Origin of the sequence: Caldicoprobacter guelmensis, from assembly GCF_016908415.1 — a bacterium.
GTDB lineage: Bacteria > Bacillota > Clostridia > Caldicoprobacterales > Caldicoprobacteraceae > Caldicoprobacter > Caldicoprobacter guelmensis.
The window spans coordinates 152,045-176,935 of sequence record NZ_JAFBDW010000005.1 but is presented as its reverse complement, the minus strand read 5'-3'; the positions used below and the strand labels follow the sequence as shown (position 1 = coordinate 176,935).

Here is a 24,891-nt window from a genome sequence, read left to right as displayed (position 1 = left end):
CCTTGCCATTGAATTTTTACAGCTTATATATAAAGCATTATACTATTAAAAACATGCGGCAAAGGTACTTGAATGTCCGCCAGCCCCGCTTCATACACAGCTCTAGGCATTCCATAAACCACGCAAGATTCTTCAGCCTCCACAATAACATGGCCGTTATATCTTTTAACAGCCCTGCAACCTTCAAGCCCATCGTTACCCATACCCGTAAGAATGACCGCCAGTAATCGCTCCTTATAAATTGGTGCTGCCGAATTGAGGGTGATATCTACAGACGGCCTGTACAATATCTTTTCATCAGAACTTTCTTGTACCTTTAAGCCCACCTTCCCATCTTGCCTTTTGTACAACGTCGTTTGAAAGCCTGCAGGGGCAATATAGATTTTCCCTGGTTCCAGAATATCGCCATTTTCTGCTTCTTTTACTCGTAAATTGCAAAAAGCATCAAACCTCTCGGCCAAAGACCTGGTAAAACCTGGAGGCATGTGTTGAATCACAAGAATTGGCACGGGTGTATCCTTCGGAAAATATGGAAGTATAGACTGCAGGGCAGCCGGTCCCCCCGTAGAGCAGCCAATTATCAACAAATCTACAGCGTTTTTGGTAGTAAGTTCTTTTTCCGTTACCGGCGATTTTAAAATGCCATCCATCATTTTAGAGAGACTTTTGGAATCCTCCTTTTTTAGCTGGCTGCTCTCGCTTTTCTTCTTGGCATTTGCAGCTACGGCCTTTAATCTTTCTAAAAAGTTCTTTACCACTTCTGACCCAGCATCGTTGCTTAAAAGTTGACCTTTCAAATAAAAATCCACAGCACCCAATTCTATGGCCTTAAAAGCCAATGCGGGGTCCTTATCGGTCTGATTGCTCAGCATTATCACCGGAACAGGGTAAATTTTCACGATTTCTTGCAGGGCAGTCATTCCATCCATCTCTGGCATTTCGATATCCATGGTCACAATATCCGGTTTTAGCATCTTAACCTTCTCTATGGCCTCAACGCCGTTTCTGGCAATTCCTGCAACAAAAAGCTGCGGATCTTTCTCAATCAATAAACCTATATACCTTCTCATGACCGCTGAGTCGTCCACTACTAAAACGCCGTATCGCTCCATTTTATATTTTTTCTCCTTTCTTGTAGTAAAAAGTGGAAGGGGTATAGATAGCTTTAAAACCCGTTTTTAGATGAGTTATAGATTCAGCATGGCCCAAGAACAAATAGCCACCGGGATTCAATATGTCATAAAAAGCATCGATTATCTTCTTTATCGCGGCATCATCAAAGTATATCAAAACGTTCCTGCAAAAAATTATATCAACTTTACCCATCTTTTCCCTCATTTTATCATCTAAAAGATTAATGTATCTAAACTCAACCATTTCCATTATTGATTCCTTGACTTTGTAATAGTCTCCAAACTCGATAAAAAACCTATTATAAAATTCTGGGGGCATCCTTCGAAAGGACATTGACTTTTTCTTATATAGCCCACTCTTTGCTTTGTGTAACGCTTTCTTATTAATATCTGTAGCTATTATCTTCACAGCCCCTTTACTTAACAGCCCACTTTGCTCTACCAACATCCCAAGAGTATATGGTTCTTCGCCTGTTGAACAAGCCGCCGACCATATCAACAGTGGATTTTCAGGAGTACGCTTTACGTACTGAGGAAGAACTTCTTTTTGAAATTCTTCAAGTGCATTTTCTTCCCTAAAAAAATAGGTCTCATTGACGGTTATCAACTCCACAAGTGCATCCCATTCATTGGGCTCTATTTTAAGATATCCGCAGTATTCCCATGCAGACAACCCAAGCGCATTTAATCTATCTTTAATTTTCGATTCCAAGGCTGAAATATCCTTCCTGTAGTCAATTCCACAATAATTATATATCATTTCTGCCAATTTCGTTAAGCCAACTTCTTCTGTTTTCAAGACTACCTAAACCCCTTCCCAGCAAAAATTTGTCAAAATTTATGGACATAGATAATTAGCGGAGGAAGAAAAATTCCCCCGCCAATTATCATTATTTAACTATCATTTGCTTGTTTACGTTGCCCAGCACATCTTTTATTTCCTCTACATACTTAATAATTTCCCCAGCCGCGGAGGCTATTTTCTCCATCTCGGTATTGCTAACACCCACAACATCACTTATTTCAGACACAGTCTGCATAACCTGCTCAGCTTCATTAATCTGAGATTTTGCTACTTTCATAATATACTCAACTTGTTCAACAAGGCCCTTCATATTAATAAGCACGCTCTCAACATTTGCGTTCTGATTCTTAACAATCTCAGCAATCTGTTTTACCTGTTCTCGAGAATTGCTTACTCCCTGTACAATCTCATTCACACCTTTCGCCTGATCTTTAACCGCAGCAGCAATTTGATCAGCCTGTATCGTGACATTTTCCACTTCTTTCACTATGTTCTGCCCTTGCTTGGCCTGCTCCTTCACCGCTACCGTGATCTGCCTTACCTGCTCGCGTGCGTTGCTTACCCCCTTCACTATCTCCTCTACTCCCCTGGCCTGCTCTATCGTCGCCTGCGTCACCTGCGCCGCCTGGTTCGCTACATTGTCCACCGCCTGCACTATGTTCTGCCCTTGCTTGGCCTGCTCCTTCACCGCTACCGTGATCTGATTTATTTCTACATCTATATTTCCAATCCCGCCAATAATCTTTTCTATCACTCTCCCCATCTCATTCCCCAGTTTGGTTCCCTGTTCTGCTTTTTCTTTACCCAATTCAATCGTTTTTATCGCCTGCTCCGTCTCTTTCTGAACGCCTTTAATCAAAGCTGCAATTTCTTTTGTAGCAGTGGCTGTCCTTTCAGCAAGCTTTCTGACCTCGTCAGCAACAACAGCAAAACCTTTTCCGTGCTCTCCCGCCCTTGCAGCCTCAATGGCGGCATTTAATGCCAGCAAATTGGTCTGTTCAGCTATATCATCGATTACTTCCGTTATGCTGCCTATCTTTTCTGAACTTTCTCCTAGGCTATTCATTACACTGCCAGCGTGGACAATAGCCTCCGCAATTTCTTTGAGTGCAGATAAAGTCTCCTGTACAGCTTTCTGTCCTGTTTCAGCTTCTTCTCTCAAATTACTGCTTAGCTTGCTAACATTATCTGCATTCCCCGCTACCTGGTTGATGGACGCCACCATCTCCTGAATAGCCGCCGCCATCTCCTCCGCTGAACCCTTCAAGCTCTCCGCATTCCCTGCTACACCCTTTATCGACTTGCTCATCTCCTCTATCGATGCCGATATCTCCTCCACAGAGCTGGCCGTGCTCTCTGCATTCCCCGCTACCTGGTTGATGGACGCCACCATCTCCTGAATGGCCGCCGCCATCTCCTCCGCTGAACCCTTCAAGCTCTCCGCATTCCCTGCTACACCCTTTATCGACTTGCTCATCTCCTCTATCGATGCCGATATCTCCTCCACAGAGCTGGCCGTGCTCTCTGCATTCCCCGCTACCTGGTTGATGGCATCAGTCATGCCTTTGAGCAAAGCAGTAGTTTGTTCCAAAAACTTATTTAGCTGTTGAGCGCTCTTATTTAACTCGTGAATTGACTCTAAAAGTTTCGATAGCATTTTAGAAGTAGACTCCATTGTAGCAGACTGTTCACTCACATTCTTTACAAAATGCGCAACAGTACTTGATACCTCTCTGAGTTTTTTGTCCAATACATTAGCTTCATTAACAGCAGTGTTTAATTTTTGAAAAATTCCGGAGTTTTTCATAAACTTCAACGCGAGATTTCTAGAAATACTTGTCATTGATATTACCTCCTTTGTAAACCTTTTGTAAATTTTTTAATAATCCTTACTTAATTTGGTATATACCTACTGAATGTGGTATAATTATATTGGTGGTTTTAATATAAGGTTTTTCTATTCGTTCACAGCAATCAGCTCATGATTGCTGTCTTTTTTAATTTTCCTTTCGCTTACCATCTTCATAATGCCTGCAACATCCAATATACAAGCCACACTTCTATCGCCCAGTATCGTCGCTCCAGATATCCCTTCAACTTTTCCTATATAAGCTCCCAGATTTGTAACCACCACTTCTTGATTGCCTATAAGCTCATCAACCACCAGGCCTAGGCGCTTTTCAGCCATTCCAAGCAAAACGATCAAGATATTTTTTCTTTCTTTCACCCTTGGAATTCCGAAGTAGTCATGCAACCATACTAGGGGAATGGCCTTGTTTCTTATAACCGTCACAGCCTGACCGTTAACAAACTCAATTGCCTTTCGTGGTTGCCTGACAATTTCAATCACATTGTTCATCGGTATAGCGTAGGTCTCATTGCCAATCTTCACCAGAAGACCTTTAAGTATCGCCAACGTCATAGGGAGCTTTATGGGCAGTTTTATCACAAATTTTGTACCAGCTCCGGCATAGGTTTCAACATCGATCACCCCCTTCAATTTTTCAACGCAATTCTTCACAATATCCATTCCGACCCCACGCCCTGAAATATCATTCACCTCATTAGAGGTCGAAAATCCAGGCTGGAATATTAGGTTAACAAGCTGCTCATGTGTCATGGTATTTGCCTCTTCTTTAGATATAATCCTCCTTTCAATAGCCATACGTTTTATCTCCTCTAAATCTATGCCCGCACCATCATCCTCTACTGTTATGATTACATTGCTATCTTTGGGCAATGCCGATATGCGCAGCATACCCTTTTCAGGTTTACCCAACCTCTTGCGGACTTCTGGGCTCTCAATCCCATGGTCTACAGCATTTCGGATGAGGTGGATCAGCGGATCTGTAATGTCCTCAACTATCGTCCTGTCTATCTCAGTCTCACCCCCCTCAAGTATAAGCTCAACTTCTTTGTTCAATGAACGTGTCAAGTCCCTCACAATCCTAGGAAACCTATTGAAAAGCTGCTGCACCGGGATCATGCGGGTCTTCATAATAGCTTCTTGCAGTTCATCTATGAGCACCGATACATGGTTTGAAATGCTTATCAGATCATCTACTGTTTCATCGGTAGGATATTTGTTATGTAAGTCATTTCCTGCTTGAGCAATTCGTATCTGCTCAATAACCAGTTCTCCCACTAAATCCATCATCCTCTCCAAGCGTTCCACTTCTATCCTTACCGTACGCCCCGACATCCTCTTCGTCTCATCAGCACCCTTGGCATTCATTGAGCCGTTAAGATCAGAGCATAAACTTTTACCCTCATTTTCTGACAGCTTCATTATTTCAGGAGAATTAAAGGAATAAGGAAATACATTAACCTCTTCCACATCCACCAATCCATTCCTTACCTCATACTCCAGCTCATCGGCGCCCATCTGTGTGATGACCAAAAAACAGACTTTGTCAATCTCTTCATCCCTCACATCAATCGCATCAGGAACCATGCCTATAACAGTACCACGTTCATTAAGAAAATTCTTGACTGTATAGGCCCTGGCCAACTTCATCTGACAATCTTTAGCAATTTCCACTTGACACACCCATACATTCTGTCCTATCTCCACTGCCTGCTTTACCTGCTCCTCCTGTTTAGCATCGAGCGCAAACAATTTCTGCCGGACATCAGCCCTTTCCGCTTCTTCGGCAGCGTACACATCACTGCTTCCCGCTAAAATCCCTTGCAATTTTGCCATAATTGGGCGTATATCAGTGTTAATACAATATCTATCCACAACGAATTCATCCTTCAAAGCCTTTAAACAGTCCAGGCATTCCAATAGAACATCAACCACAGGTCTAGAAACCTTAAGCATATGGTTCCTAATCCTGTCCAAGACATTTTCCATTTCATGGGTAAGGACTTTCATCTGCTCAAATCCCACAGCTGCAGAAGAACCCTTGAGGGTATGAGCCGCCCGAAACAACTTCTGCACTATCTCAGGGTTATTAATATCCTTTTCTAGTTCCACTATCCCATTTTCGAAAAGAAGAATCTGTTCTTCCATTTCACCAATAAATAAATTTATGATTTCAAGATTTTCAAATATATCGCTCATATTACACCTCCTTTCTCACTCATGAAGCACCTTATCAATCTTTAAAATGCTTATCACGCCTTCATCGGTTATTCCTATGCCTTCGAAATAGGCACCATCAATTCCCGCCACCATCTCAGGGGGAGGTTGTATGTTAGAAAATCTGAGTACTTGATTCACCTTATCGAAAACAATGCCCACCATTTCATCTCTGCTCTTTACCACGACTATACGAGTCTTTTTAGTAGTGGTATAGTTGGGCAGGCCAAATCTCTTATGAAGGTTAACTACCGGTATGATTTTCCCCCGGAGATTTATGATGCCCTCCAAAAAAGGTTTGCTGTTATGAACGGGTGTAATAGGCTGCATCTTGATAATTTCATATACATCACCAATTTTTAACGCATATTTCTCATTTGCCAGCTCGCAAACAACATATTGGCTGGTCAAAAGGTCCTCCATTTCTTTTCACCTCCTTCTAAGCAACTGTTTATTTTATCACTTACCACCAAGTTGTAGAAGACATCCACAATCTTGGGGTCAAACTGGGTGCCACTGTTCTTTTTTATCTCAGCAATAGCCTCATTCTCACTCAAGGCCTTGCGATATACCCTATCATGAGTCATAGCATCGTATGCATCCACTACCGCCAGGATGCGACATAAAAGCGGTATCTCTTCTCCCTTCAGCCCCCTGGGATAACCTTTACCATCCCAGCGCTCGTGATGGAACAATATATACTCCGCTACAGCCGATAATTCAGGAATATTTTGAACTATACGATAGCCAATTTCACAATGCTGCTTCATCTCTTCCCATTCTTGAGGAGTCAAAGGACCTGGCTTCTTTAAAATGCTTTCCTTTATCCCTATTTTGCCAACATCGTGTAGTACCGCCAAAAGCGCTAGTTCATCCAAATCTTTATGAGGCAAACTCATTTCTTTGCCAATCGCAATTGAATACGTTTTGAGGCGCTCAGCGTGTTCCTGTGTTTCGATGCTTTTAATATGCAAAGTGGTAACAAGAGTGTTGATGACTGTGTTATGGTAGCTCTCATTGACCATCAACTTCCTACGATACATGAATTCTTCTGCCTCTTTTACAGCCTCTTCTAAATCTTCCTTCTGGCACTTCTTTATTGCATACCCCATGACCACACTCAATTGGACCTTTGTGTCGCCTGCCGCAAAACAGTTATCTTGTATTCTGACAATCACCTCCCTCACTACATCCAAATCAGCGTGTGGCAAAATAACAAGAAACTCATCTCCTCCCCAGCGAGCAACTAAATCATTTTTACGCGTACTCTTTTTTAAAATCTCAGCAGTCTTTTTTAGGAGTTTATCGCCTTCTTCACATCCGAAAACATGGTTAACAAATCTCAAACCATTGACATCAACCACAATTATCCCTATAGGAAATACATCCTCCCCTTTTAACCTCTTAATGTACTTTTCCATCGCTTTACGGTTGTAAACACCCGTCAACAAATCATAGGGCCCCAACCACTGATCCCTAAACCAAATCCCTTCATCAACAACATTGTGAAACACCGCTATAGCGCCAAAAAGTTCTCCTCTGTCATTTTTTATTGGCATCACTCGACTGATCATCACGGCCTTAGGCCCTTGCTTCGTATGAACTATAGTGCGCCCGACCCTTTCGATAGGTATTCCTTTCCTTAAAACCTTCTCTACAGGATTTTCTATCACCTCTTCCCCTGTCTTTTCGTCTATTACTTTAAATACCTGACAAAAAGGTCTGCCTTTTATCTCTTCTTTAAACCCTATAATTTGCTGGGCTGATGGATTTAAATCCACTATCCCACCTTTTTTTTCAATAATAACAATCCCTTCATCTACACCCAGCATAGTAGCCTTAAACAAGAGATCAACACTTTCCCTTCTGTCCACCTCATGATTCCCTTCCTGACGTATATTTTTAAAGTGAATTTTTAAAATATCACCTTACATTTAATAAAGCTTACATGGTTTTCACCCTCCCATTTACCCTTGGCACTTTGACAATTAATAATAAAAAGGCCCCTTTCACCAATCACCCAACGCAGCCCACACCCCTTTTTGAAGCTCCAGCGAAAGCGGGCCTTTATAGACACAATTCCATATGTAAATTATAAACAAATTTAACCATAAATTTACATTTAATACATTAAATACCCCCCCCCCCCCCTGCGAACATATGTTCTCATTACGCCATGTGCATAATTATACGACTCTAGTACACTCATTTCATCCTCTACCTTATTAATTGACATTTCTCTTAGGCGGCATGTCAACATGATATATATATATCCCCCACTTATAAAATTGTATATATATGCACAACCATAAAGAATAAACCTCTTATCGCCATATGCGAAAGAGGTTTCGTTCTTGAACAACGTCTCATATTCAATTGCCAACTCACTACCATATTTCGACATTTTCATAAACCTTAATTATAGTATACATGCCATAGCACTACATTGCAAAAGGAATAATTTCCTATATTTTTGGGACTATATTCCTGCTTCATTTGCTGCTATACCTAGTATTAATTATCTAACTTGGACTATACGCCATATCTACCGTTTCTACGATATTCGACAAACTTTTTATTTAACCCATTATTAAACTCTTTCCTTTCATCCTTTATTCTTAAAAATCACCCTTACTCCTTGAGGCGTATCCTCAAGTATAATACCACGGGCTTTAAGCTCATCACGTATTTGATCAGCCAGTGCCCAGTTCTTTTCTTTTCGCGCCTGTTGCCTTTTCTCAATCAAAGCTTTAATCTCAGGGTCAAGCTCTTGCCTGGGGTCCTTCCTCAAAAGCCCCAGTACGCCTGTCAACTCATCCAAAAGCGCATAGGCCTTTTCCACAGCCTGCTTTGAACTGCCGGCACTCAGCTGAGAATTTATATCCCTCACCATATCAAAAATAACAGCCAGTGCATCCGCGGTATTTATATCATCATCCATCGCCTCTTCAAACCTGAGTTTATACCCAACAAGCCTTTGAATAAAGGCTTTCTCTTCTTCCGATGGCTCCTTACAAGGAGCATTTTCTATCAAATGCAGTAGATTAGCTTTACAGTTGTACAGGCGCTCCAGGGCACTCTGGGCTTGTTTTAGCATATCTTCGCTAAAATTTATAGGATTGCGATAATGAGCTGAAAGCATGAATAGGCGCACCACTTCTGGATCAAACCGCTTCATTATCTCACGCACAGTAAAAAAATTGCCCAGCGATTTTGACATCTTCTCGTTGTTGACGTTGATGTATCCGTTGTGCAGCCAATACCTTGCAAAGGGCTTACCGGTAGCCGCCTCGCTTTGAGCGATTTCGTTCTCATGATGTGGAAAGATAAGGTCCTGGCCTCCGGCGTGTATATCGATGGTCTCCCCCAGATACTTCATGGCCATTACCGAACACTCTATATGCCACCCAGGCCTTCCCTTGCCCCATGGGCTATCCCAGCCAGGCTCACCCGGCTTTTGAGCCTTCCACAGGGCAAAATCCATGGGATTTTTCTTACCCTCTTCTACCTCCACACGCGCCCCTGCCTCCAATTCCTCCAATTTTTGGCCTGAAAGCTTACCGTATTCAGGAAAAGCCGAGGTATCAAAATACACATTGCCGTTTATTTCATAGGCCACTCCCTTTTCAATCAACTTCTTAATCAAATCTATCATGTCGTCGATATGCTGGGTAGCCCTAGGATGAAAGGTTGCCCTCTTTATACCCAGAGCATCAGCATCTTTAAAGTATTCATCGATAAACCTGTCTCCCAACTCCTTTACCGTAATACCCTCTTCGTTGGCGCGCTTGATCATCTTATCGTCTATGTCGGTGAAATTTTGCACGAACACTACTTTGTAACCCTTATACTCCAAATACCTCCTTAAGGTGTCAAATATGATGAAAGGGCGGGCATTTCCTATGTGAAAATAATCGTATACCGTCGGCCCGCAGGAATACATGCGTACCTCCCCTTCATGTAGGGGAACAAATTCCTCTTTCCTCTTAGTAAGAGTGTTATACAACTTCATTTTTATACCTACCCTCCAATTCCTGTACTTTCTTTTCCAGCATACTGATTCTGTCCAATATCTCTTTAATCTGTTCAGCCACCGGGTCAGGCAGGCGCACTTGATCCAGGTCAATCTCGTCCCTGGCGGACGCGACCCGCTTGTTATCTTTTTTAACTATCTTCCCTGGCACGCCTACCACCGTGCAATTTGGCGGCACCTCGCTTAAAACCACGGCATTGGCCCCTATCTTTGAATTGTCGCCTACCTTGAAAGGTCCCAAAACTTTTGCTCCAGCGCTTATCACCACATTGTTGCCTATGGTGGGATGGCGCTTCCCAGTTTCCTTACCGGTCCCACCTAAGGTAGCTCCCTGGTATATGGTCACATTGTTCCCTATTTCAGCGGTTTCACCAATTACTACGCCCATCCCGTGATCTATAAATAATCCCTCGCCAATTTTTGCAGCGGGGTGTATCTCTATACCAGTGATAAACCTGTTAAACTGCGAGATGAGCCGTGCTATAAGCTTAAAACCTTTACCATAAAACCAGTGCGCTATTCGATGCAATAGGATAGCATGAAACCCTGGATAACACAATATGACCTCCAGAGCATTCCTGGCAGCAGGGTCCCTTTCAAGTACAGCCTGTATATCCTTGCGAATGCGGTCAAACATATGTCTCCCCCCTTCTGTAAAATAAAAGCCTTCATCCCTGGATTCAGAGACGAAGGCTTCCGCGGTTCCACTCTGATTGGGTATGCTTGAATCAAGCAATACCCCACCTCTCTCGCCATAACGTGGCACAACCGGTACCCTCTACTCGCCCACAACGCTTTCAAGGATACAGCTCCCGGGCGCACTTTCAGCACGTCCTGTATCCAGGGCAACTCTCAGCGCAGCCATTGCCCCTCTCTGTGGATTTGACATGCCTACTCTTCCCGTTCACAGCCATTGTTCCTTTTTATTTTATACCACAGTTTACTTGCTTAAAACTATTTTTATTCGTGGTAATTCATTATATTATATCCGCCGTAAACAAGTCAATGGGAGTAAAATGCAAAATCAAAACTACGACCTAAACCTTTCAATGACACTTTGGAGCCAACTTATAAAGCGGGTTATAGCCTCCCATACCCGTTGAAGCAACCCTTTATTCTCCTCTACCGTTTTGCGTATGTTATCCAAACGCTGCGTTATGTTCTCAAGCTGAGATGTTATGCGGTTTATATCAATATCTAACTTGCTTATCTTTTCCATAAGCGCAATGATCCTGTCAATTTGTTCCTCTGTAAGCTCTATGTTGAGCTCTTTAGCTATCTGCAGCACTATTTTTTTAATATCCTCAGGGTTTTTCACCTTCTCACGAATTACCCTCTCTTTTACTTCCTTGATCAGCGCCGCAGCCTTATCCTTACCTACATCCTGACCCAACTCACCTGTGGTTACCAATTCCTCATTTGCCACCTTCTTTGCCTGTTCGTTGAGCTGTTTGCCCGATACCTCCTCAAAAGCCTTAATTATGCCTGTAAGCGCCGCCGTACCCGACACCATAAACGGAGCGGCAGCCACTACGCGAGCGTCTTGTACCCCAGCTGTTGCCATAGCATTTGCATACATCTCCTTTGTAACCCAGCCTATGTTGTAGGTCTCAACCATCAAGCCTTCACCTTTTGGCAATGGTTTAACATAGGCACAGGATATAGCTCTGGTACCTATCTTATCCTCAGACACAAGCCCCTTTAGATAATCACGTTCTTCCTGGTTTGTCACCTTTATTATCTTTACCTCGTTGGCCTTTACGCCAAACAGGTTCAGCATCTGCTGTTGCTGTTTCTCGTTTAAGTCTGCACCCAGGCTGACCACTTCCTCACCTTTAGCCTGCACAAAGTTAAACTGGCCCATCATCAAAGCCACAGCGCAAAAACACGCTATCATCCAGTTTCTCATATAGAAACCTCCTCCTGTAATTATTATCGAGAGGCATATCAAGCGCAACACAAGTACATTCACTAGCTCCAGCAACACCTATTAAAACATCTCCAATATTCTGCTTTATGCATATTATACGAACCAAAAGGCCAAACAATTCAAGGAAATATTGAATCGGACCTATACAAGCAAAGCCACTGCGTAGGCAGCAATTCCTTCCCCGGCACCTATAAATCCTAAGCCCTCCGTCGTAGTGGCTTTAATGCTGACCCTGTCAGGATAAATCTCAAGCTGCTGCGCTATATTTACCCTCATCTCTTCTACATAAGGCGCTATCTTGGGCCTTTGAGCCACCACTATTGAATCGATATTCTCTATACGGTATGACCGTTGTATTATCAGCTCTCCCACTTTGCGTAGCAATATAAGGCTGGACGCTCCCTTGTATCTTTCATCTGTATCTGGAAACAGCTTGCCTATATCGCCCATTGCCGCAGCGCCAAGTAAAGCATCCATTATAGCATGGACCAACACATCAGCATCGGAATGCCCTTTAAGCCCTTTTTCAAAGGGAATAAAAACTCCGCCTAAAATCAAATCCCTGCCCTCCACTAGAGGATGTACGTCATATCCCATTCCTATCCTCATATCAACCCTCCCCGCAAGAACTCACGTGCCAAAATCAAATCTTCTCGCGTTGTAATCTTTATATTACCGTAATTGCCCATCACCATTTTAACAGGATGGCCCAGCCTTTCTACCAGCATAGCATCATCTGTACCATAAAACCCATCCTGCAGAGCTTTTTCATGAGCCTCCCATATTAGGTGGTATTTAAACGCCTGAGGAGTCTGCACTAGCCATAATTCATCTCGCTTAGGGGTACACACCACAAATTGCTCACCATCCACCTTCTTTATCGTATCCTTGACGGGAACGCCCATCACAGCAGCTCCGTATTTACCAGCCGCATGAATGCTGTCTTGTATCATCTGACCAGTAACAAAAGGCCTCACACCATCATGAATTACTACAATATCAACATCCTCAAATTTCATAAGGGCTTTAAGGCCATTGTATACTGACTGCTGGCGTTCCTGGCCACCTCCTACCACCAGTATATGTTTCTTAAACCCATATTTTCGCACTATTCCCCTTTCCACATATTCAATATCTTGAGCGGCCACTACCAATACTACAGCCTCAATGCTCGGATGCTCATCAAAGGCTTCAATAACATGCACAACCACTGGTTTATCCCCCAGCATCAAATACTGCTTGCTGACATCGGTACCCATTCGTTTGCCCTGCCCAGCCGCTACAACAATGGCATAATTTTTTTTGTCCATTGTATAAGGTCCATTCCTGGTCATCTAAACTGTACAAAACTGCACAAGTTTAGATGGCTGGGGTATTTCTTACCGCCTTTCAGGTTGTCCCACCCCCAGCAGGCGGTATTTGGGACAACCATAGTCCCTGCCCCAAGAAACAGGAACTCGCGTCCTTCTCCGGGTCTCCCCACTTGCCCTGAGTACATCACCCTCCTCAGGACAGAGACATCCCTCAATACCTTCTCAGGAGAGAGTGGCGTTACCACCACTACCTTGAGAACTCGCCAGAGTGTGTAGCTCTCGTTACAGGCACCAAGACTTGTTCCATCCAGTGGCCTCGGTACCTCCCCCGGCTCACTCCCAAGGCTTTGTAATAGTCTCATTGCCTTTTCTATCTCCTTTAATTGCCTCTTCTTTAGGTGTTTGTTCTTGACTGCTCTATTTACGTACTCTTCTAGCTCCTCCAATTCATCAGCATCTAAAGTATACAAAAAAAAGCAACGGAATACAATCCGCTGCCTGAAAGCCAATTTTTATTTTCATAACTATTTAGCTTACCTTATCCATGGATTTGGGCTTGGCAAAGATCATCCTACCTGCAGCCGTCTGAAGCACGCTAGTTACAAGTACCCCTATAGTCTCGCCCACATGTTTTTTGCCTCCATCAACTACAATCATGGTACCATCATCCAGATAAGCAACTCCCTGCCCTACTTCCTTTCCATCCTTGACAACTTGCACCACCATCTCTTCTCCGGGTAGGACTATAGGCTTCATGGCGTTTGCCAGTTCATTGATGTTGAGCACTGCCACACCTTGAAACTCGGCCACCTTATTCAAATTATAGTCGTTGGTAATGATCTTGCCGTTTAAAATACGAGCCAGTTTAAGCAGCTTGGTATCCACTTCCGCAACGTCATCAAAATCCTTTTCATAAATTTCCACCGGAATGTCCAGCTCTTTCTGAATGCGGTTAAGTATGTCAAGACCACGCCGTCCACGATTTCGCTTTAGAACATCTGAAGAATCGGCTATATGCCTCAACTCTTCCAGCACAAAGCTGGGGATAACCAAAGGTCCCTCTATAAACCCGGTTTTACATATGTCAAATATCCTACCGTCAATTATAACACTGGTGTCCAAAATCTTAGGTTGGCTGCGATAGCCGTCAAACACGACTTTATCCTTTGTTTTTCTTTGTGGAACCAACCAGTTAAGCTCATCCCTTCTCTTCATCGCAACGCTTATTCCTAAATATCCAAGGAGTATGTAAATAATCGTTGTAAGTGGAATTGAGACACCTGGTAACGCAATTTGATTTATAGGAAAGCTGACTAGATAAGCAATAAACAGCCCCACAACTAACCCGGCTACGCCCAACACAACATCGGTTAAAGGCATCTCCTGCAGCTTTTTTTCTATTCTTTTTGTGAATAGCACTATCGAAGATATAAGCCTATCAGATGAAACAAAGAAAATAATTGCAACCACAAAACAACACAAAAGGTATACGACGACGTCCTGATATGCCGGTATAAGCGTTATGTTCCAGTTATTGAGCAAGCTCGTTATCCACCAGGCCATTCCTGTGCCTATAGCTGCTCCACACCCCGTCAATATTGCTTTAATAATTTTTACCAGCACATCTTCACCTCCTATCCGTTTATCACACCCATTCCCCTTAAAAATCCCTCCCCTTATTAAATTAAAACTCCTCTCCCTTACGTAAAATTCAAAAACCAAAATATGCTGTTATTATTATTGACATTTTGCCAAATTTTATAAGTCAAAACGACACTTTTATCTAAGTAAAAAATTTACTTTGTAGCTTTTTCTAAGATTATGCTATCCACCAGCGCAGAAACCTCCTCTTCACTCACGTCTATCGATAACATCAGCTCGCTAATTAGAAACTGCCTGGCACTATTGAGCATCTTTCGTTCAGCGGCAGACAACCCTTTCTCCCTATCCCTTAAAGTAAGATTCCTCACTACATCGGCAATCTCATAAATATCTCCACTTTTTATCTTATCCATATTCAATCTGTAACGTTTATTCCAATTGGTGGGCATGCTGCTCTGACCATCATTTAAAACGCCTATCACTTTATCGACTTCCTCCCTGGATATAACCTGCCTCAAACCTATCTGTTCCACATTTTTGGTGGGGATCATCACCTTTATTTTCATCACAGGGAAATACAGTACATAGTACTCGTGCTTTTCACCAAGTATCTCCTTTTCCTCTATACCTTCCACAATGCCAGCACCGTGCATTGGATAAACCACTTTATCCCCCACCCTAAAAATCATGAAAAAAGCCTCCCTTTTTCTACAATATTTTTTTCATTATATCATAGATTAGCAATGTAGTCAATAAATTTAGTATTTTATCACACAGAAATTGGCCTTGTCAATACCGATAAAAAATAAAATGGCACTATTATCTATAAAAATATCATCTCTCCCAAAACAGGGAACATACCTCCATTTATCGTTCCTCTTGTTGCATTAAACCTCTTAAATACCCAAAATTACATCAAGAGCTTCTGAAATAGTCTCAACGCCTATCACGTCCATACCTTTGGGGACAATAAGCCCTTTCAAATTGTCATGGGGTACTACGCATTGCTTAAAACCTAATCTTAAGCTTTCGTTAATCCTTTTGTCAATATGGCTTATCCCCCTTACTTCACCTGTTAGTCCCACCTCACCCATCACCACCATTTCTGGGCTTACCGGGACGTTTCTAAAGCTGGAAGCGATGGCAGTGACAACGGCTAGATCAGCAGCTGGCTCCTCTATTTTGAGCCCTCCCGCGACATTCACGTAAGCATCTTGGTTATATAATTGCATTCCCACTCTTTTCTCCAGTACCGCCATAAGCAAAACAACCCGGTTATAGTCTATGCCAGTAGACATGCGCCGTGCTATACCAAATACAGTAGTGCTCACTAAAGCCTGCACTTCCACCAGCACCGGCCTAGTTCCCTCCATACTACACAACACCACCGAACCAGGCACTCCATGTGTTCGCTTAGAAAGTAAAATCTCAGACGGGTTTAAAACCTGTACAAGACCACTATCCCTCATCTCAAATACGCCAATCTCATTAGTAGAACCAAACCTGTTTTTTACCCCGCGCAGTATCCTATAACTGTGATGCCTGTCTCCTTCAAAATACAAAACAGTATCTACCATGTGTTCCAACACCCTAGGCCCTGCAATCGCACCTTCTTTCGTCACATGCCCTACTATAAATACGGTAATCCCTTGGCTTTTAGCCAGCTTCATGAATACTCCTGTGGCCTCACGAACTTGAGCTACACTCCCCGGCGCAGATGACAGCTGAGGCAAAAACACCGTTTGAATGGAATCTATTACCAAAAATTCTGGGTTTAAACTTTGAATATGAGATAGTATCACGTCCATGTTGGTTTCTGAAACCAGATACAAATTTCTAGCGTATATATTGAGGCGGCTGGCTCTCATCTTGACCTGTCTGACAGATTCCTCACCCGAGACATAAAGTACCCTTCCATGCTTGTTGGCTAGCGAGCTACACACCTGAAGGAGTAAAGTTGATTTGCCAATCCCAGGGTCCCCTCCTATCAATATCAGGGACCCTTTTACTATCCCCCCACCCAACACGTGGTCCAGCTCTTCAATTCCAGTATTATATCTTTCCTCGTCCTGCAGAACTATCTGCTCCAGCGCTTCAGGCTTAGAATAAATTACCATATGTATATCATCAGTATTGCGGCTGACGGTTTGTATTTCTTCCACAAAGGTATTCCACTGTCCGCAGGAAGGGCATTTACCCATCCATTTTGGAGATCCATATCCACATTCCTGGCACACAAATACTTTTTTAGGTTTCGCCATAACTCCTCCACACATCTTCTATATACTAGGCTGCTCAATAATACTAATTTTTACTCTATCCTTTCTCTGTGATGGATCGCTTATATCATACCACACTACCACATTACCCCACACACAGGCTTTGGACAGCATCCCTTTCTCCCCGGGAGCGGTAAGCCTTGCATAACGATCTATTTCCCAAAAATACAGCATTATTGAATCATTCTGGGTATAAACAATAAACTTGTCCCCTACTCCAAACACCCTTCCAACTCCCTGCGCAACCATCTGAATGGTCTCACCGTCATCTCTGGTCATAAGAAGCCTGGCCCTAGAAGGATCAATATTGTCCAACCAGGCAATCACTTCTCCATTGGTCTGAGGATAAATGGCAAATCCCTTTGGATCTATTATCTTAGGTTCTATTCCATCTTCTCCATCAAAACCATCTTCATCTCCACCTTGTACAACCGTACTTTCTACTTTTGTCAATGCGTTATCGGCTTCACTAGCCACCTTCTCATCCTGTTGCAACACATCCCTTGAAGGCTCGTCAACAGTCCTCTCTGTCTCCTTTTCAGATTGGCCTTTACTGGATTTCACCGCCACATTTTGCCCCATAGCCTGGCTCACTGTCAATGCTTTCTTAAGGTCAAGCTTTTTGATAATGCTCCTGTTAGAGTCGTCCGAAGAGGGATATACCCAAACCACTACATCATTGTATAATGCGGGTGGACATGTCCCATATGTGGGATTATCAAAGCTGTCTAGCACTACTGGCTCCCCTGACTTAAGGTTATATAAATACAACCTGTCATGCTGTTCATCTTTTTGCTCTACCCATACTAAGTTATCGCCGTACAACATCAACTGTGGCTTGTTAAGGTCACATCGCTTAACCTGAAACACCTCGCCCGTCTTTCTATTGAGGGCATATATGTAATTAGTGCCACTTTGGTTGGTATCAAGCCATACAATCCAATCAGCATTAAATCTGCCCTCATAAATCTCACCAAATTTAACTTTAGCTTCAGCAACTTGGTTTTCCTCTTTTGTGTCGATGTTATACAGAAAAAGTTTGGTAAGCACAGGGCCATCGATGTTTGAGGCACTGCCTGCCGAATAGAGCAGCTCCTTTCCATAAGGAGTGGGTTCATTTATCTGCAGCATCTCGGTCTCCAAATCAACTGAAGTAACGGAAATATCTATTATGGAAAACCGAGCAGAACCATCATTATTATTGCTCTCTTCAGTCATCGGTTCTGCCGACTGACTTGAAATCCACTCATTTGATAAATTTCCACTCTCTTCATTAAAGGAATTTTGATTGAAAACCATCTTGAGCAACAATATCCCCACCGCCACAAGTGTTATACACACACATGAAATAATTACCAGGCGCACACCCTTTTTATCCCCAATAAAGTTTGACATCCAGCGTAACAGCCGTCTATTTATTTCCCTAAATAGCCTCAACAATATTAAACCCGTATTCCTTTTTCTAACAAAAAAACCTTTGAACAATTCTGTCATCTCCTTAAAAAACATACCCCACTCTCCCTTTTATGCTAACAATTCCGCAATGCTCTCAAACATCTACGGAATGCTGCCGTAGTACTTTATTTATACCCAACGAACAAAAGAACAATAGCACGACAGCAATACTGACAAGGAACCCTACCAAATATATACTCTTAAGCCCATAACTATCAACCATCCATCCTCCTACATAGCTTGCTATTATCCCACCTATCCCAAAAAATACGGAATTAGCAAAAGTTTGAGCAGTGGCTTTTAACTCAGGCGGAGCTAACTCATCAATATAATACACTACGCCATTTGTGAACAACGCAAATGAAGGTCCCTGCAGAAGTTGTACGAGAAGCACATGAAAGGGAGTTCTTACTACAAGATACAATGCCTGACGGAGAATAAAAAATATAGCAGAAACCAGTAATAAACTCACCGGCTTAAATCTGCTAATGAGAGCTTTCGAATACAAAAAAACGGGAATTTCACTTATAGCCATTATGGCAAAAACCATTCCAAGCTCTCCTTCAGACCCTCCCACTAGTTCCATAAGATTCGGAAGAAAAATAAATGCACTTCTATGAGGGATAATCAAAATCATGGCAAAAATCAAAAAAGACATATACGAATAGTTTTTTAGCAATTTATTGAAATTCAAATTATTAGCACTATTAGATGTTACTGGCCTATCGCTCTTAATCCTTACACATACAATAAAAGTCAAACACCCCATCAACAACAAAATTAGAAACAATGCGTTAACCGAAAAAATATCTATTATTTTTCCATATATGTACACCATAACAGCAAAACCAATTGAACCCCACAACCTGATGCTGCCATAGTAAAGGCTTTTTTCCGTTTTAATACTCTGGACAACCCAGCTATCTAGTAAAGGCACAAGAGGCGACTCAAATGCTGTAACCAATGCCAAAATTATACCTACAAATACAGCTGATGAAATAAAGGGAACAGGTTGGAGTAATAGTATCGCCGCAGCTAAACAAATGAGAAAGACCTTTTTTATAGATTGCATCCAATCACTTACTGCTCCCCAAAACGGTTGAGCAAAAACGACAATCAATGAATTTATAGCTATTATTGTCCCTATAATTGTATTGCTAAAACCCTTACTTCTCAAAAAAACCACTACAAATGGATAATACGCAGCAAAAGTCGCCCAGAATACAAATTCCAAAAGGGAATATTGTAACTGCTTTGGGTGTATACCGCGAATTTTTATCGATAAATTCTTCATATAAACCCCCAGTTTTAAAAGGTCTATAATATTTACAAAATCAAGAATAATTATATCACCAAACAATAATAAATCCAATATTAAGTCAAAACGATCCCTGACAATATAAAAGGCTAGGCAATAACAGCCTAGCCTTTTATACATCCTTACACCGGCACCTGGTTTTTGAATACCAGTTTGTCGTCCTCAACGTCTAAGAGCACCTTATCCCCTGGTTTAACCCGTCCAGCAAGAATCTCCTCAGACAGCCTATCCTCTAAGGTCTTTTGTATAACCCTACGCAAAGGCCTGGCCCCATATATCGGATCAAAACCTTGCTTGATCATGTAATCTTTGGCTGCCTCGCTGACCTCCAGGAATATATTCTTTTCTGCCAGGCGCTTTGCTACATTCTGTATCATCAAAGATGCGATTTGCCTCAAATGTACATCCTCCAACGGATGGAAAACTATGATTTCGTCTAGGCGATTGAGGAACTCCGGTCTGAAGGTCTTTTTGAGCTCCTCCATTATGGTCTCCTTCATCCTCTCATATTCAGTAGCAGCTATATCGCCTCCTGCAGCAAAGCCAAGGCTTTTCTGCTTCCTTATGGTATGTGCCCCAACATTTGAAGTCATGACTATTACAGTGTTTTTGAAATCCACCGTTCTGCCCTTGCCGTCGGTAAGGCGCCCATCTTCCAGGATTTGGAGCAATATGTTGAACACGTCGGGATGCGCTTTTTCTATCTCATCAAGCAACACTACTGAATATGGCCTTCTTCTCACCCTCTCCGTGAGTTGACCGCCCTCCTCATACCCCACATATCCAGGAGGTGCGCCGATCAGCCTGGACACAGTATGCCTCTCCGAATACTCCGACATGTCAATGCGGATCATAGCATTTTCATCGCCGAATAGTGCTTCTGCTAAAGCCTTGCACAGCTCAGTTTTTCCCACACCCGTGGGACCAAGGAACATAAATGATCCGATGGGGCGTTTAGGATCTTTAAGCCCTGCCCGTGCTCTTCTTATGGCATTGGCCACCGCCCGTACAGCTTCATCCTGACCTATGACGCGCTTGTGAAGTATTTCCTCCATCTTAAGCAGCCGTTCGGCCTCGGCCTGTTCTAGCCTTTGAACGGGTATCCCCGTCCAGCTGGATACAATTTGGGCTATGTGCTCTTCAGTTACCATCTCAGTATTAGTGGTGTTCTGGGTGGCCCATCTCTCCTTTTCTTTCTCGATCTGTTCACGGATCTTCTGCTCCTCATCTCGAATCTGGGCGGCCTTTTCAAAGTTTTGGTTCATGACGGCCTCTTCTTTTTCTTTTTTCAAATTCTCAAGCCTCTCTTCCAGCTCTTTTATCTTGGAAGGTGGCGTAAAGGCCTGCAGCCTTACCCTGGATGCCGCTTCATCGATCAGGTCAATGGCCTTATCAGGGAGATACCTGTCGGTTATATACCGCGCCGACAGCTCAACAGCCGCCTTTATAGCCTCATCGGTAATTCTGACCTTATGATGCGCTTCATACTTATCTCGCAGCCCCATCAGTATTTGAATAGCTTCTTCTTTGGTAGGTTCCTCCACCATCACCGGCTGAAATCTTCGCTCCAGAGCCGGATCCTTCTCCACGTGCTTTCTGTATTCATCTAGCGTAGTAGCGCCAATTACCTGGATCTCACCGCGGGCCAAAGCTGGTTTGAGTATGTTAGAAGCATCAATGGCTCCTTCCGCAGCACCGGCGCCTATAATGGTGTGCATCTCATCTATAAATAGAATAACGTTGCCGGCTTTCTTCACCTCTTCCATCACCGTCTTGAGGCGCTCCTCAAATTCCCCGCGGTATTTCGTCCCCGCCACCATGGCCGATAGATCCAGGGTAACAACCCTCTTATCTCGTAGTAGCTCTGGGATATTACCGTCTACAATCCTCTGAGCCAACCCTTCGACAATAGCAGTCTTACCCACTCCCGGTTCCCCTATCAAGACAGGGTTATTCTTGGTCCTCCTGGTCAAAATCTGCACCACTCGCTCTATTTCCTTTTCCCTTCCTACTACCGGATCAAGGTTCCCTTCACGAGCCATTTCAGTAAGGTCTCTCCCAAACTGGTCCAGGGTGGGAGTATTGCTCTTGCGCCTCCTGGCATTTCGTCCAGGCTCTCCACCTTCCTCCTTTAAAACCTTAAGGAGTTGATCCCTGACTGTCTGGAAGTCTATACCTAGGTCTTTAAGAATTCGAGCCGCCACCCCTTCACCCTCCCTGAGGAGTGCAAGTAAAAGGTGTTCTGTCCCTACGTAGTTGTGGCCCAGATTTCGAGCTTCGTAGAAGCTGAGTTCCATAACCCGCTTGGTTCGCGGGGTATATCCGAAACCTTCATTGAAATTGAAAGTACCCCTACCAATCAAGGCCTCTATCTGTTTTCTTACCTTGTCGGCATCGGCCCCCAGTTGTCTGAGAACCTGCGAAGCAACCCCTTCTTCCTCTCGAATAAGTCCCAACAACAGGTGCTCGGTACCTACATAGTTATGCCCTAAAGCTCGCGCCTCTTCCTGCGCATACATCAAAGCTCGCTGAGCCCTTTCAGTAAATCTGCCGAAAAACGCCATTTCCCTTCCCTCCCTTTCTTTTGTTTTTATTTACATTATTTGCGGCTTCTCTATATTTGAATATCTAATTTTCTGCAACAGACTTCAATCTTTAGTTTAGTATAAAACAAAGTCCAATTTTTAGTCCTTCATGGTGTTCCTTATTGCTTAGGTAGAAAATTTTTTCTCCTTTTAAAGCTCTTACTTTAAATTTATACCCTCATTATTATGGATAAAAACAACTATTTAGGAAATTTTACTCAATTCATCCCTAACCCTATTAGCCCTCACTATATCCAATTCTTCTGCACTCATCTCTCTGCCCACATAAGCTTGAAGGTGTGCCGGCTGACATTTGACCATCAACTCATTTAACATTACAGCATCTATCCCTTTTATGATACCCATATCTACTCCCAAACGCACCTGAGAGAGTAAAGTCATAAATTCCTGCAGGCTCAATCTCCTGGCATGTTTCAGGACACCCAGAGCCCGCCATATTCGATCCTCAAACTCTAACTTGCCTGACTGGGCTAATGCTTGACGTGCCATCCTTTCGTTCTCTATTATCTGGCGCACAGCAATGTTGAGGCTGCTTATTATCTCTTCCTCCGTTGGACCTAGAGTAATCTGGTTGGATATCTGATAGATATCTCCTAGGGCTTCACTGCCCTCACCATAAAGCCCCCTAGCAGTTAAACCCACTTTAGAAATGGTATGCAAAACGCTGTTTATATAATTGGTAGCCACCAGTCCAGGCAGGTGCATCATCACAGAGGCTCGCATACCAGTACCCACATTAGTAGGACAGCTGGTAAGATATCCTAAATGTTCATCAAAGGAATACTCTATGCTTTCTTCCACTATATCATCCACTCTGTTTAAGAGCTCCCAGGCCTTATCAAGCTGAAATCCGGGGAAGATACACTGCATCCGTATATGGTCTTCTTCATTTATCATTATGCTCACCTGTTCGTTACGGTCCATCAGAACAGCTGCTATCTCCGCACGTTCCACCAAATCAGGACTTATCAGATGCTTTTCTACAAGTATATACCTTTCCACCTCATTCAAATTTCTCAAGGAGACAAAATCAAAATCCCGGCTCAATATAGAGTTGCTTTCCAGGATGCTTTTCCTCACCATATCCACGACTTTTTGAGAAGTTTCTATGCTTGCTATGGATGGAAAAGGCAACCCCGCTATATTTCTAGCAATCCTTATTCGACTGCTCATGACTATGCCGCTGTAAGGTCCGTTTTCGCTTATCCAGCTCATTTAAAAATCCCTCCTTATAGTTGGCCCAATTGCCTTTCAAGCTCCCGTATCTGATCCCTTAACCGGGCTGCTTCTTCAAAGGCTTCGGCCTCAACCGCTTTTTGGAGCTGAGCCTTCAGTTGCTTAATCTGGCGTTCAATGCGCAGCCCTACCCCTGCTCTTCTGGGCACTTTTCCGGTGTGTTTTGTGCCCCCTTGAACTCTCCTAATCACAGGGGCAAGCTCCTCAGCAAAATATTTATAACAATCCTGGCAACCCAGCCTCCCCACTTTCTTAAACTGCACAAAATCCATACCACAAGTCTTGCATTTAAGCAATCCCGGGCTCCTAACTGAAACATCGGCCTTATCCATATCCAGAAATCCGGTTAAAAGATCGTTTATGGAAAAGGGGATAAACGCCTTGAAATCTTCTTTTTGCCTTGCACACTCCTCACACAGGTAAAATTCAGTCTTATGGTTATTAACTATTTTAGTAAAGTGAACCGTAGCAGGACGCTTTTGGCATTGTTGGCACAACATTTGAATTCACCCCTTTTAAAATTAAAATGAGGGACGGAATTATCGCCCGTTTTCCCTTGTAATTCAGGTACGTAGCTTCAAAATAGCCGTAAGCATGGCTTTCATTATGCTGGCTCGAACATTGTCTTTCAGGTTTGACGGAATACCTATCCCCTTATCCTGTACAGCCGCCTTCATTATGAGTGACTCCCGCTGGGTTATAATACCTTTGTCGAGCATGTGGTCAATTATGTCTTCGGCAGCCTGTTGGGATATACGATTGCCTATCCTTTCCTTGAGCAAATACATTATATAATCATTATTGTCCATATCCAGGCGGATAATTCGGATGTATCCTCCACCGCCCCTGCGGCTCTCTATATAGTACCCACGATCAAGCGAAAATCGCGTAGTCAGCACGTAATTGATCTGTGAAGGAGCACACTCAAAATAATCCGCAAGTTCGTTCCTTTGAAGCTCCAATTGTCCGTTACTTTCCTCTAATAAAGTTTTTATGAACTCTTCGATCATGTCGCTCAATCGTGCCATCTACATCACCTCTTTAGTTATTGACTTTCTTTGACCTTCATTTTTAATTATAACCAATCCCTATAAAAA

21 protein-coding genes and 1 other annotated feature are annotated in these 24,891 nt (G+C 43.0%); all 21 genes read right to left on the bottom strand.

Translation table 11 applies throughout. From position 1 onward, the window contains the following. Positions 1-23: 23 nt before the first annotated feature. Positions 24-1,112, bottom strand: a complete 1,089-nt coding sequence (locus tag JOD02_RS08585) for a protein-glutamate methylesterase/protein-glutamine glutaminase (protein ID WP_204488755.1) — start codon at positions 1,110-1,112, stop codon at positions 24-26. A 1-nt stretch (position 1,113) separates the two neighbouring features. Further along, positions 1,114-1,893: a CheR family methyltransferase gene (locus tag JOD02_RS08580; RefSeq protein ID WP_204488954.1), complete on the bottom strand. Its 780-nt coding sequence runs from the start codon at positions 1,891-1,893 to the stop codon at positions 1,114-1,116. A 130-nt stretch (positions 1,894-2,023) separates the two neighbouring features. Next, positions 2,024-3,781: a methyl-accepting chemotaxis protein gene (locus tag JOD02_RS08575; protein WP_204488753.1), complete on the bottom strand. Its 1,758-nt coding sequence runs from the start codon at positions 3,779-3,781 to the stop codon at positions 2,024-2,026. A 114-nt stretch (positions 3,782-3,895) separates the two neighbouring features. After that, a complete protein-coding gene (locus tag JOD02_RS08570; protein WP_204488751.1) occupies positions 3,896-6,004 on the bottom strand; it encodes a chemotaxis protein CheA in 2,109 nt (702 codons plus the stop codon). A gap of 15 nt (positions 6,005-6,019) precedes the next feature. Then, positions 6,020-6,445 carry a chemotaxis protein CheW gene (locus JOD02_RS08565; protein WP_204488749.1) on the bottom strand — a complete coding sequence of 142 codons (426 nt, stop codon included), beginning with the start codon at positions 6,443-6,445 and terminating at the stop codon, positions 6,020-6,022. Then, positions 6,430-7,896 (bottom strand): HD domain-containing phosphohydrolase, encoded by a 1,467-nt coding sequence (locus JOD02_RS08560; RefSeq protein ID WP_204488747.1) that lies wholly within the window; start codon positions 7,894-7,896, stop codon positions 6,430-6,432. Before JOD02_RS08560 ends, JOD02_RS08565 begins: the two co-directional genes overlap by 16 nt. 731 nt (positions 7,897-8,627) lie before the next feature. Further along, a complete protein-coding gene (gene cysS, locus JOD02_RS08555) occupies positions 8,628-10,034 on the bottom strand; it encodes a cysteine--tRNA ligase (RefSeq protein ID WP_204488740.1) in 1,407 nt (468 codons plus the stop codon). Next, on the bottom strand, positions 10,021-10,692 hold the full coding sequence (cysE, locus tag JOD02_RS08550; protein WP_204488738.1) for a serine O-acetyltransferase: 672 nt from the start codon (positions 10,690-10,692) through the stop codon (positions 10,021-10,023). The genes cysS and cysE overlap by 14 nt, the downstream gene beginning before the upstream one ends. Before the next feature lie 42 nt (positions 10,693-10,734). Next, positions 10,735-10,972: a binding site (T-box leader), on the bottom strand. Positions 10,973-11,085: 113 nt separating this feature from the next. Continuing rightward, positions 11,086-11,964 (bottom strand): DUF1002 domain-containing protein, encoded by an 879-nt coding sequence (locus tag JOD02_RS08545; RefSeq protein ID WP_243426420.1) that lies wholly within the window; start codon positions 11,962-11,964, stop codon positions 11,086-11,088. A gap of 162 nt (positions 11,965-12,126) precedes the next feature. Then, positions 12,127-12,594, bottom strand: a complete 468-nt coding sequence (gene ispF, locus JOD02_RS08540) for a 2-C-methyl-D-erythritol 2,4-cyclodiphosphate synthase (RefSeq protein ID WP_204488737.1) — start codon at positions 12,592-12,594, stop codon at positions 12,127-12,129. Continuing rightward, positions 12,591-13,295, bottom strand: coding sequence for a 2-C-methyl-D-erythritol 4-phosphate cytidylyltransferase (ispD, locus tag JOD02_RS08535; protein WP_204488735.1), 705 nt, complete (start codon positions 13,293-13,295; stop codon positions 12,591-12,593). The genes ispF and ispD overlap by 4 nt, the downstream gene beginning before the upstream one ends. Before the next feature lie 20 nt (positions 13,296-13,315). Further along, entirely contained in the window at positions 13,316-13,807 is a 492-nt protein-coding gene (locus JOD02_RS08530; RefSeq protein WP_204488732.1) for a hypothetical protein, read from the bottom strand. Positions 13,808-13,826: 19 nt separating this feature from the next. Beyond that, the gene (locus JOD02_RS08525) at positions 13,827-14,921 is read right to left on the bottom strand and encodes a PIN/TRAM domain-containing protein (RefSeq protein WP_341534568.1); all 1,095 of its coding nucleotides are present in this window, start codon (positions 14,919-14,921) and stop codon (positions 13,827-13,829) included. 173 nt (positions 14,922-15,094) lie between these two features. Then, a complete protein-coding gene (locus JOD02_RS08520) occupies positions 15,095-15,586 on the bottom strand; it encodes a CarD family transcriptional regulator (RefSeq protein WP_204488948.1) in 492 nt (163 codons plus the stop codon). 210 nt (positions 15,587-15,796) lie between these two features. After that, positions 15,797-17,161, bottom strand: coding sequence for a DNA repair protein RadA (gene radA, locus JOD02_RS08515; RefSeq protein ID WP_204488730.1), 1,365 nt, complete (start codon positions 17,159-17,161; stop codon positions 15,797-15,799). A gap of 18 nt (positions 17,162-17,179) precedes the next feature. Beyond that, a complete protein-coding gene (locus tag JOD02_RS08510; protein WP_204488728.1) occupies positions 17,180-18,688 on the bottom strand; it encodes a TolB family protein in 1,509 nt (502 codons plus the stop codon). Between the two features lie 40 nt (positions 18,689-18,728). Then, positions 18,729-20,072, bottom strand: coding sequence for an MFS transporter (locus tag JOD02_RS08505; protein ID WP_204488726.1), 1,344 nt, complete (start codon positions 20,070-20,072; stop codon positions 18,729-18,731). 2 nt (positions 20,073-20,074) lie between these two features. Next, complete coding sequence (locus tag JOD02_RS08500; RefSeq protein ID WP_204488724.1) at positions 20,075-22,516, bottom strand: ATP-dependent Clp protease ATP-binding subunit; 2,442 nt, start codon at positions 22,514-22,516, stop codon at positions 20,075-20,077. Between the two features lie 225 nt (positions 22,517-22,741). Further along, positions 22,742-23,773 carry a protein arginine kinase gene (locus tag JOD02_RS08495; RefSeq protein WP_204488722.1) on the bottom strand — a complete coding sequence of 344 codons (1,032 nt, stop codon included), beginning with the start codon at positions 23,771-23,773 and terminating at the stop codon, positions 22,742-22,744. 14 nt (positions 23,774-23,787) lie between these two features. Next, a complete protein-coding gene (locus tag JOD02_RS08490) occupies positions 23,788-24,294 on the bottom strand; it encodes a UvrB/UvrC motif-containing protein (RefSeq protein WP_204488721.1) in 507 nt (168 codons plus the stop codon). A 63-nt stretch (positions 24,295-24,357) separates the two neighbouring features. After that, on the bottom strand, positions 24,358-24,822 hold the full coding sequence (locus tag JOD02_RS08485) for a CtsR family transcriptional regulator (protein ID WP_204488720.1): 465 nt from the start codon (positions 24,820-24,822) through the stop codon (positions 24,358-24,360). Positions 24,823-24,891 lie beyond the last annotated feature (69 nt).

Bases quoted from the DNA above. Each gene is read 5' to 3' on its own strand.
- JOD02_RS08585 (WP_204488755.1), bottom strand. From the start codon at position 1,112: ATGGAGCGATACGGCGTTTTAGTAGTGGACGACTCAGCGGTCATGAGA.
- JOD02_RS08580 (WP_204488954.1), bottom strand. From the start codon at position 1,893: ATGATATATAATTATTGTGGAATTGACTACAGGAAGGATATTTCAGCC.
- JOD02_RS08575 (WP_204488753.1), bottom strand. From the start codon at position 3,781: ATGACAAGTATTTCTAGAAATCTCGCGTTGAAGTTTATGAAAAACTCC.
- JOD02_RS08570 (WP_204488751.1), bottom strand. From the start codon at position 6,004: ATGAGCGATATATTTGAAAATCTTGAAATCATAAATTTATTTATTGGT.
- JOD02_RS08565 (WP_204488749.1), bottom strand. From the start codon at position 6,445: ATGGAGGACCTTTTGACCAGCCAATATGTTGTTTGCGAGCTGGCAAAT.
- cysS (WP_204488740.1), bottom strand. From the start codon at position 10,034: ATGAAGTTGTATAACACTCTTACTAAGAGGAAAGAGGAATTTGTTCCC.
- cysE (WP_204488738.1), bottom strand. From the start codon at position 10,692: ATGTTTGACCGCATTCGCAAGGATATACAGGCTGTACTTGAAAGGGAC.
- JOD02_RS08545 (WP_243426420.1), bottom strand. From the start codon at position 11,964: ATGAGAAACTGGATGATAGCGTGTTTTTGCGCTGTGGCTTTGATGATG.
- ispF (WP_204488737.1), bottom strand. From the start codon at position 12,594: ATGAGGATAGGAATGGGATATGACGTACATCCTCTAGTGGAGGGCAGG.
- ispD (WP_204488735.1), bottom strand. From the start codon at position 13,295: ATGGACAAAAAAAATTATGCCATTGTTGTAGCGGCTGGGCAGGGCAAA.
- radA (WP_204488730.1), bottom strand. From the start codon at position 17,161: ATGGCGAAACCTAAAAAAGTATTTGTGTGCCAGGAATGTGGATATGGA.
- JOD02_RS08510 (WP_204488728.1), bottom strand. From the start codon at position 18,688: ATGTTTTTTAAGGAGATGACAGAATTGTTCAAAGGTTTTTTTGTTAGA.
- JOD02_RS08505 (WP_204488726.1), bottom strand. From the start codon at position 20,072: ATGTATAAAAGGCTAGGCTGTTATTGCCTAGCCTTTTATATTGTCAGG.
- JOD02_RS08500 (WP_204488724.1), bottom strand. From the start codon at position 22,516: ATGGCGTTTTTCGGCAGATTTACTGAAAGGGCTCAGCGAGCTTTGATG.
- JOD02_RS08495 (WP_204488722.1), bottom strand. From the start codon at position 23,773: ATGAGCTGGATAAGCGAAAACGGACCTTACAGCGGCATAGTCATGAGC.
- JOD02_RS08490 (WP_204488721.1), bottom strand. From the start codon at position 24,294: ATGTTGTGCCAACAATGCCAAAAGCGTCCTGCTACGGTTCACTTTACT.
- JOD02_RS08485 (WP_204488720.1), bottom strand. From the start codon at position 24,822: ATGGCACGATTGAGCGACATGATCGAAGAGTTCATAAAAACTTTATTA.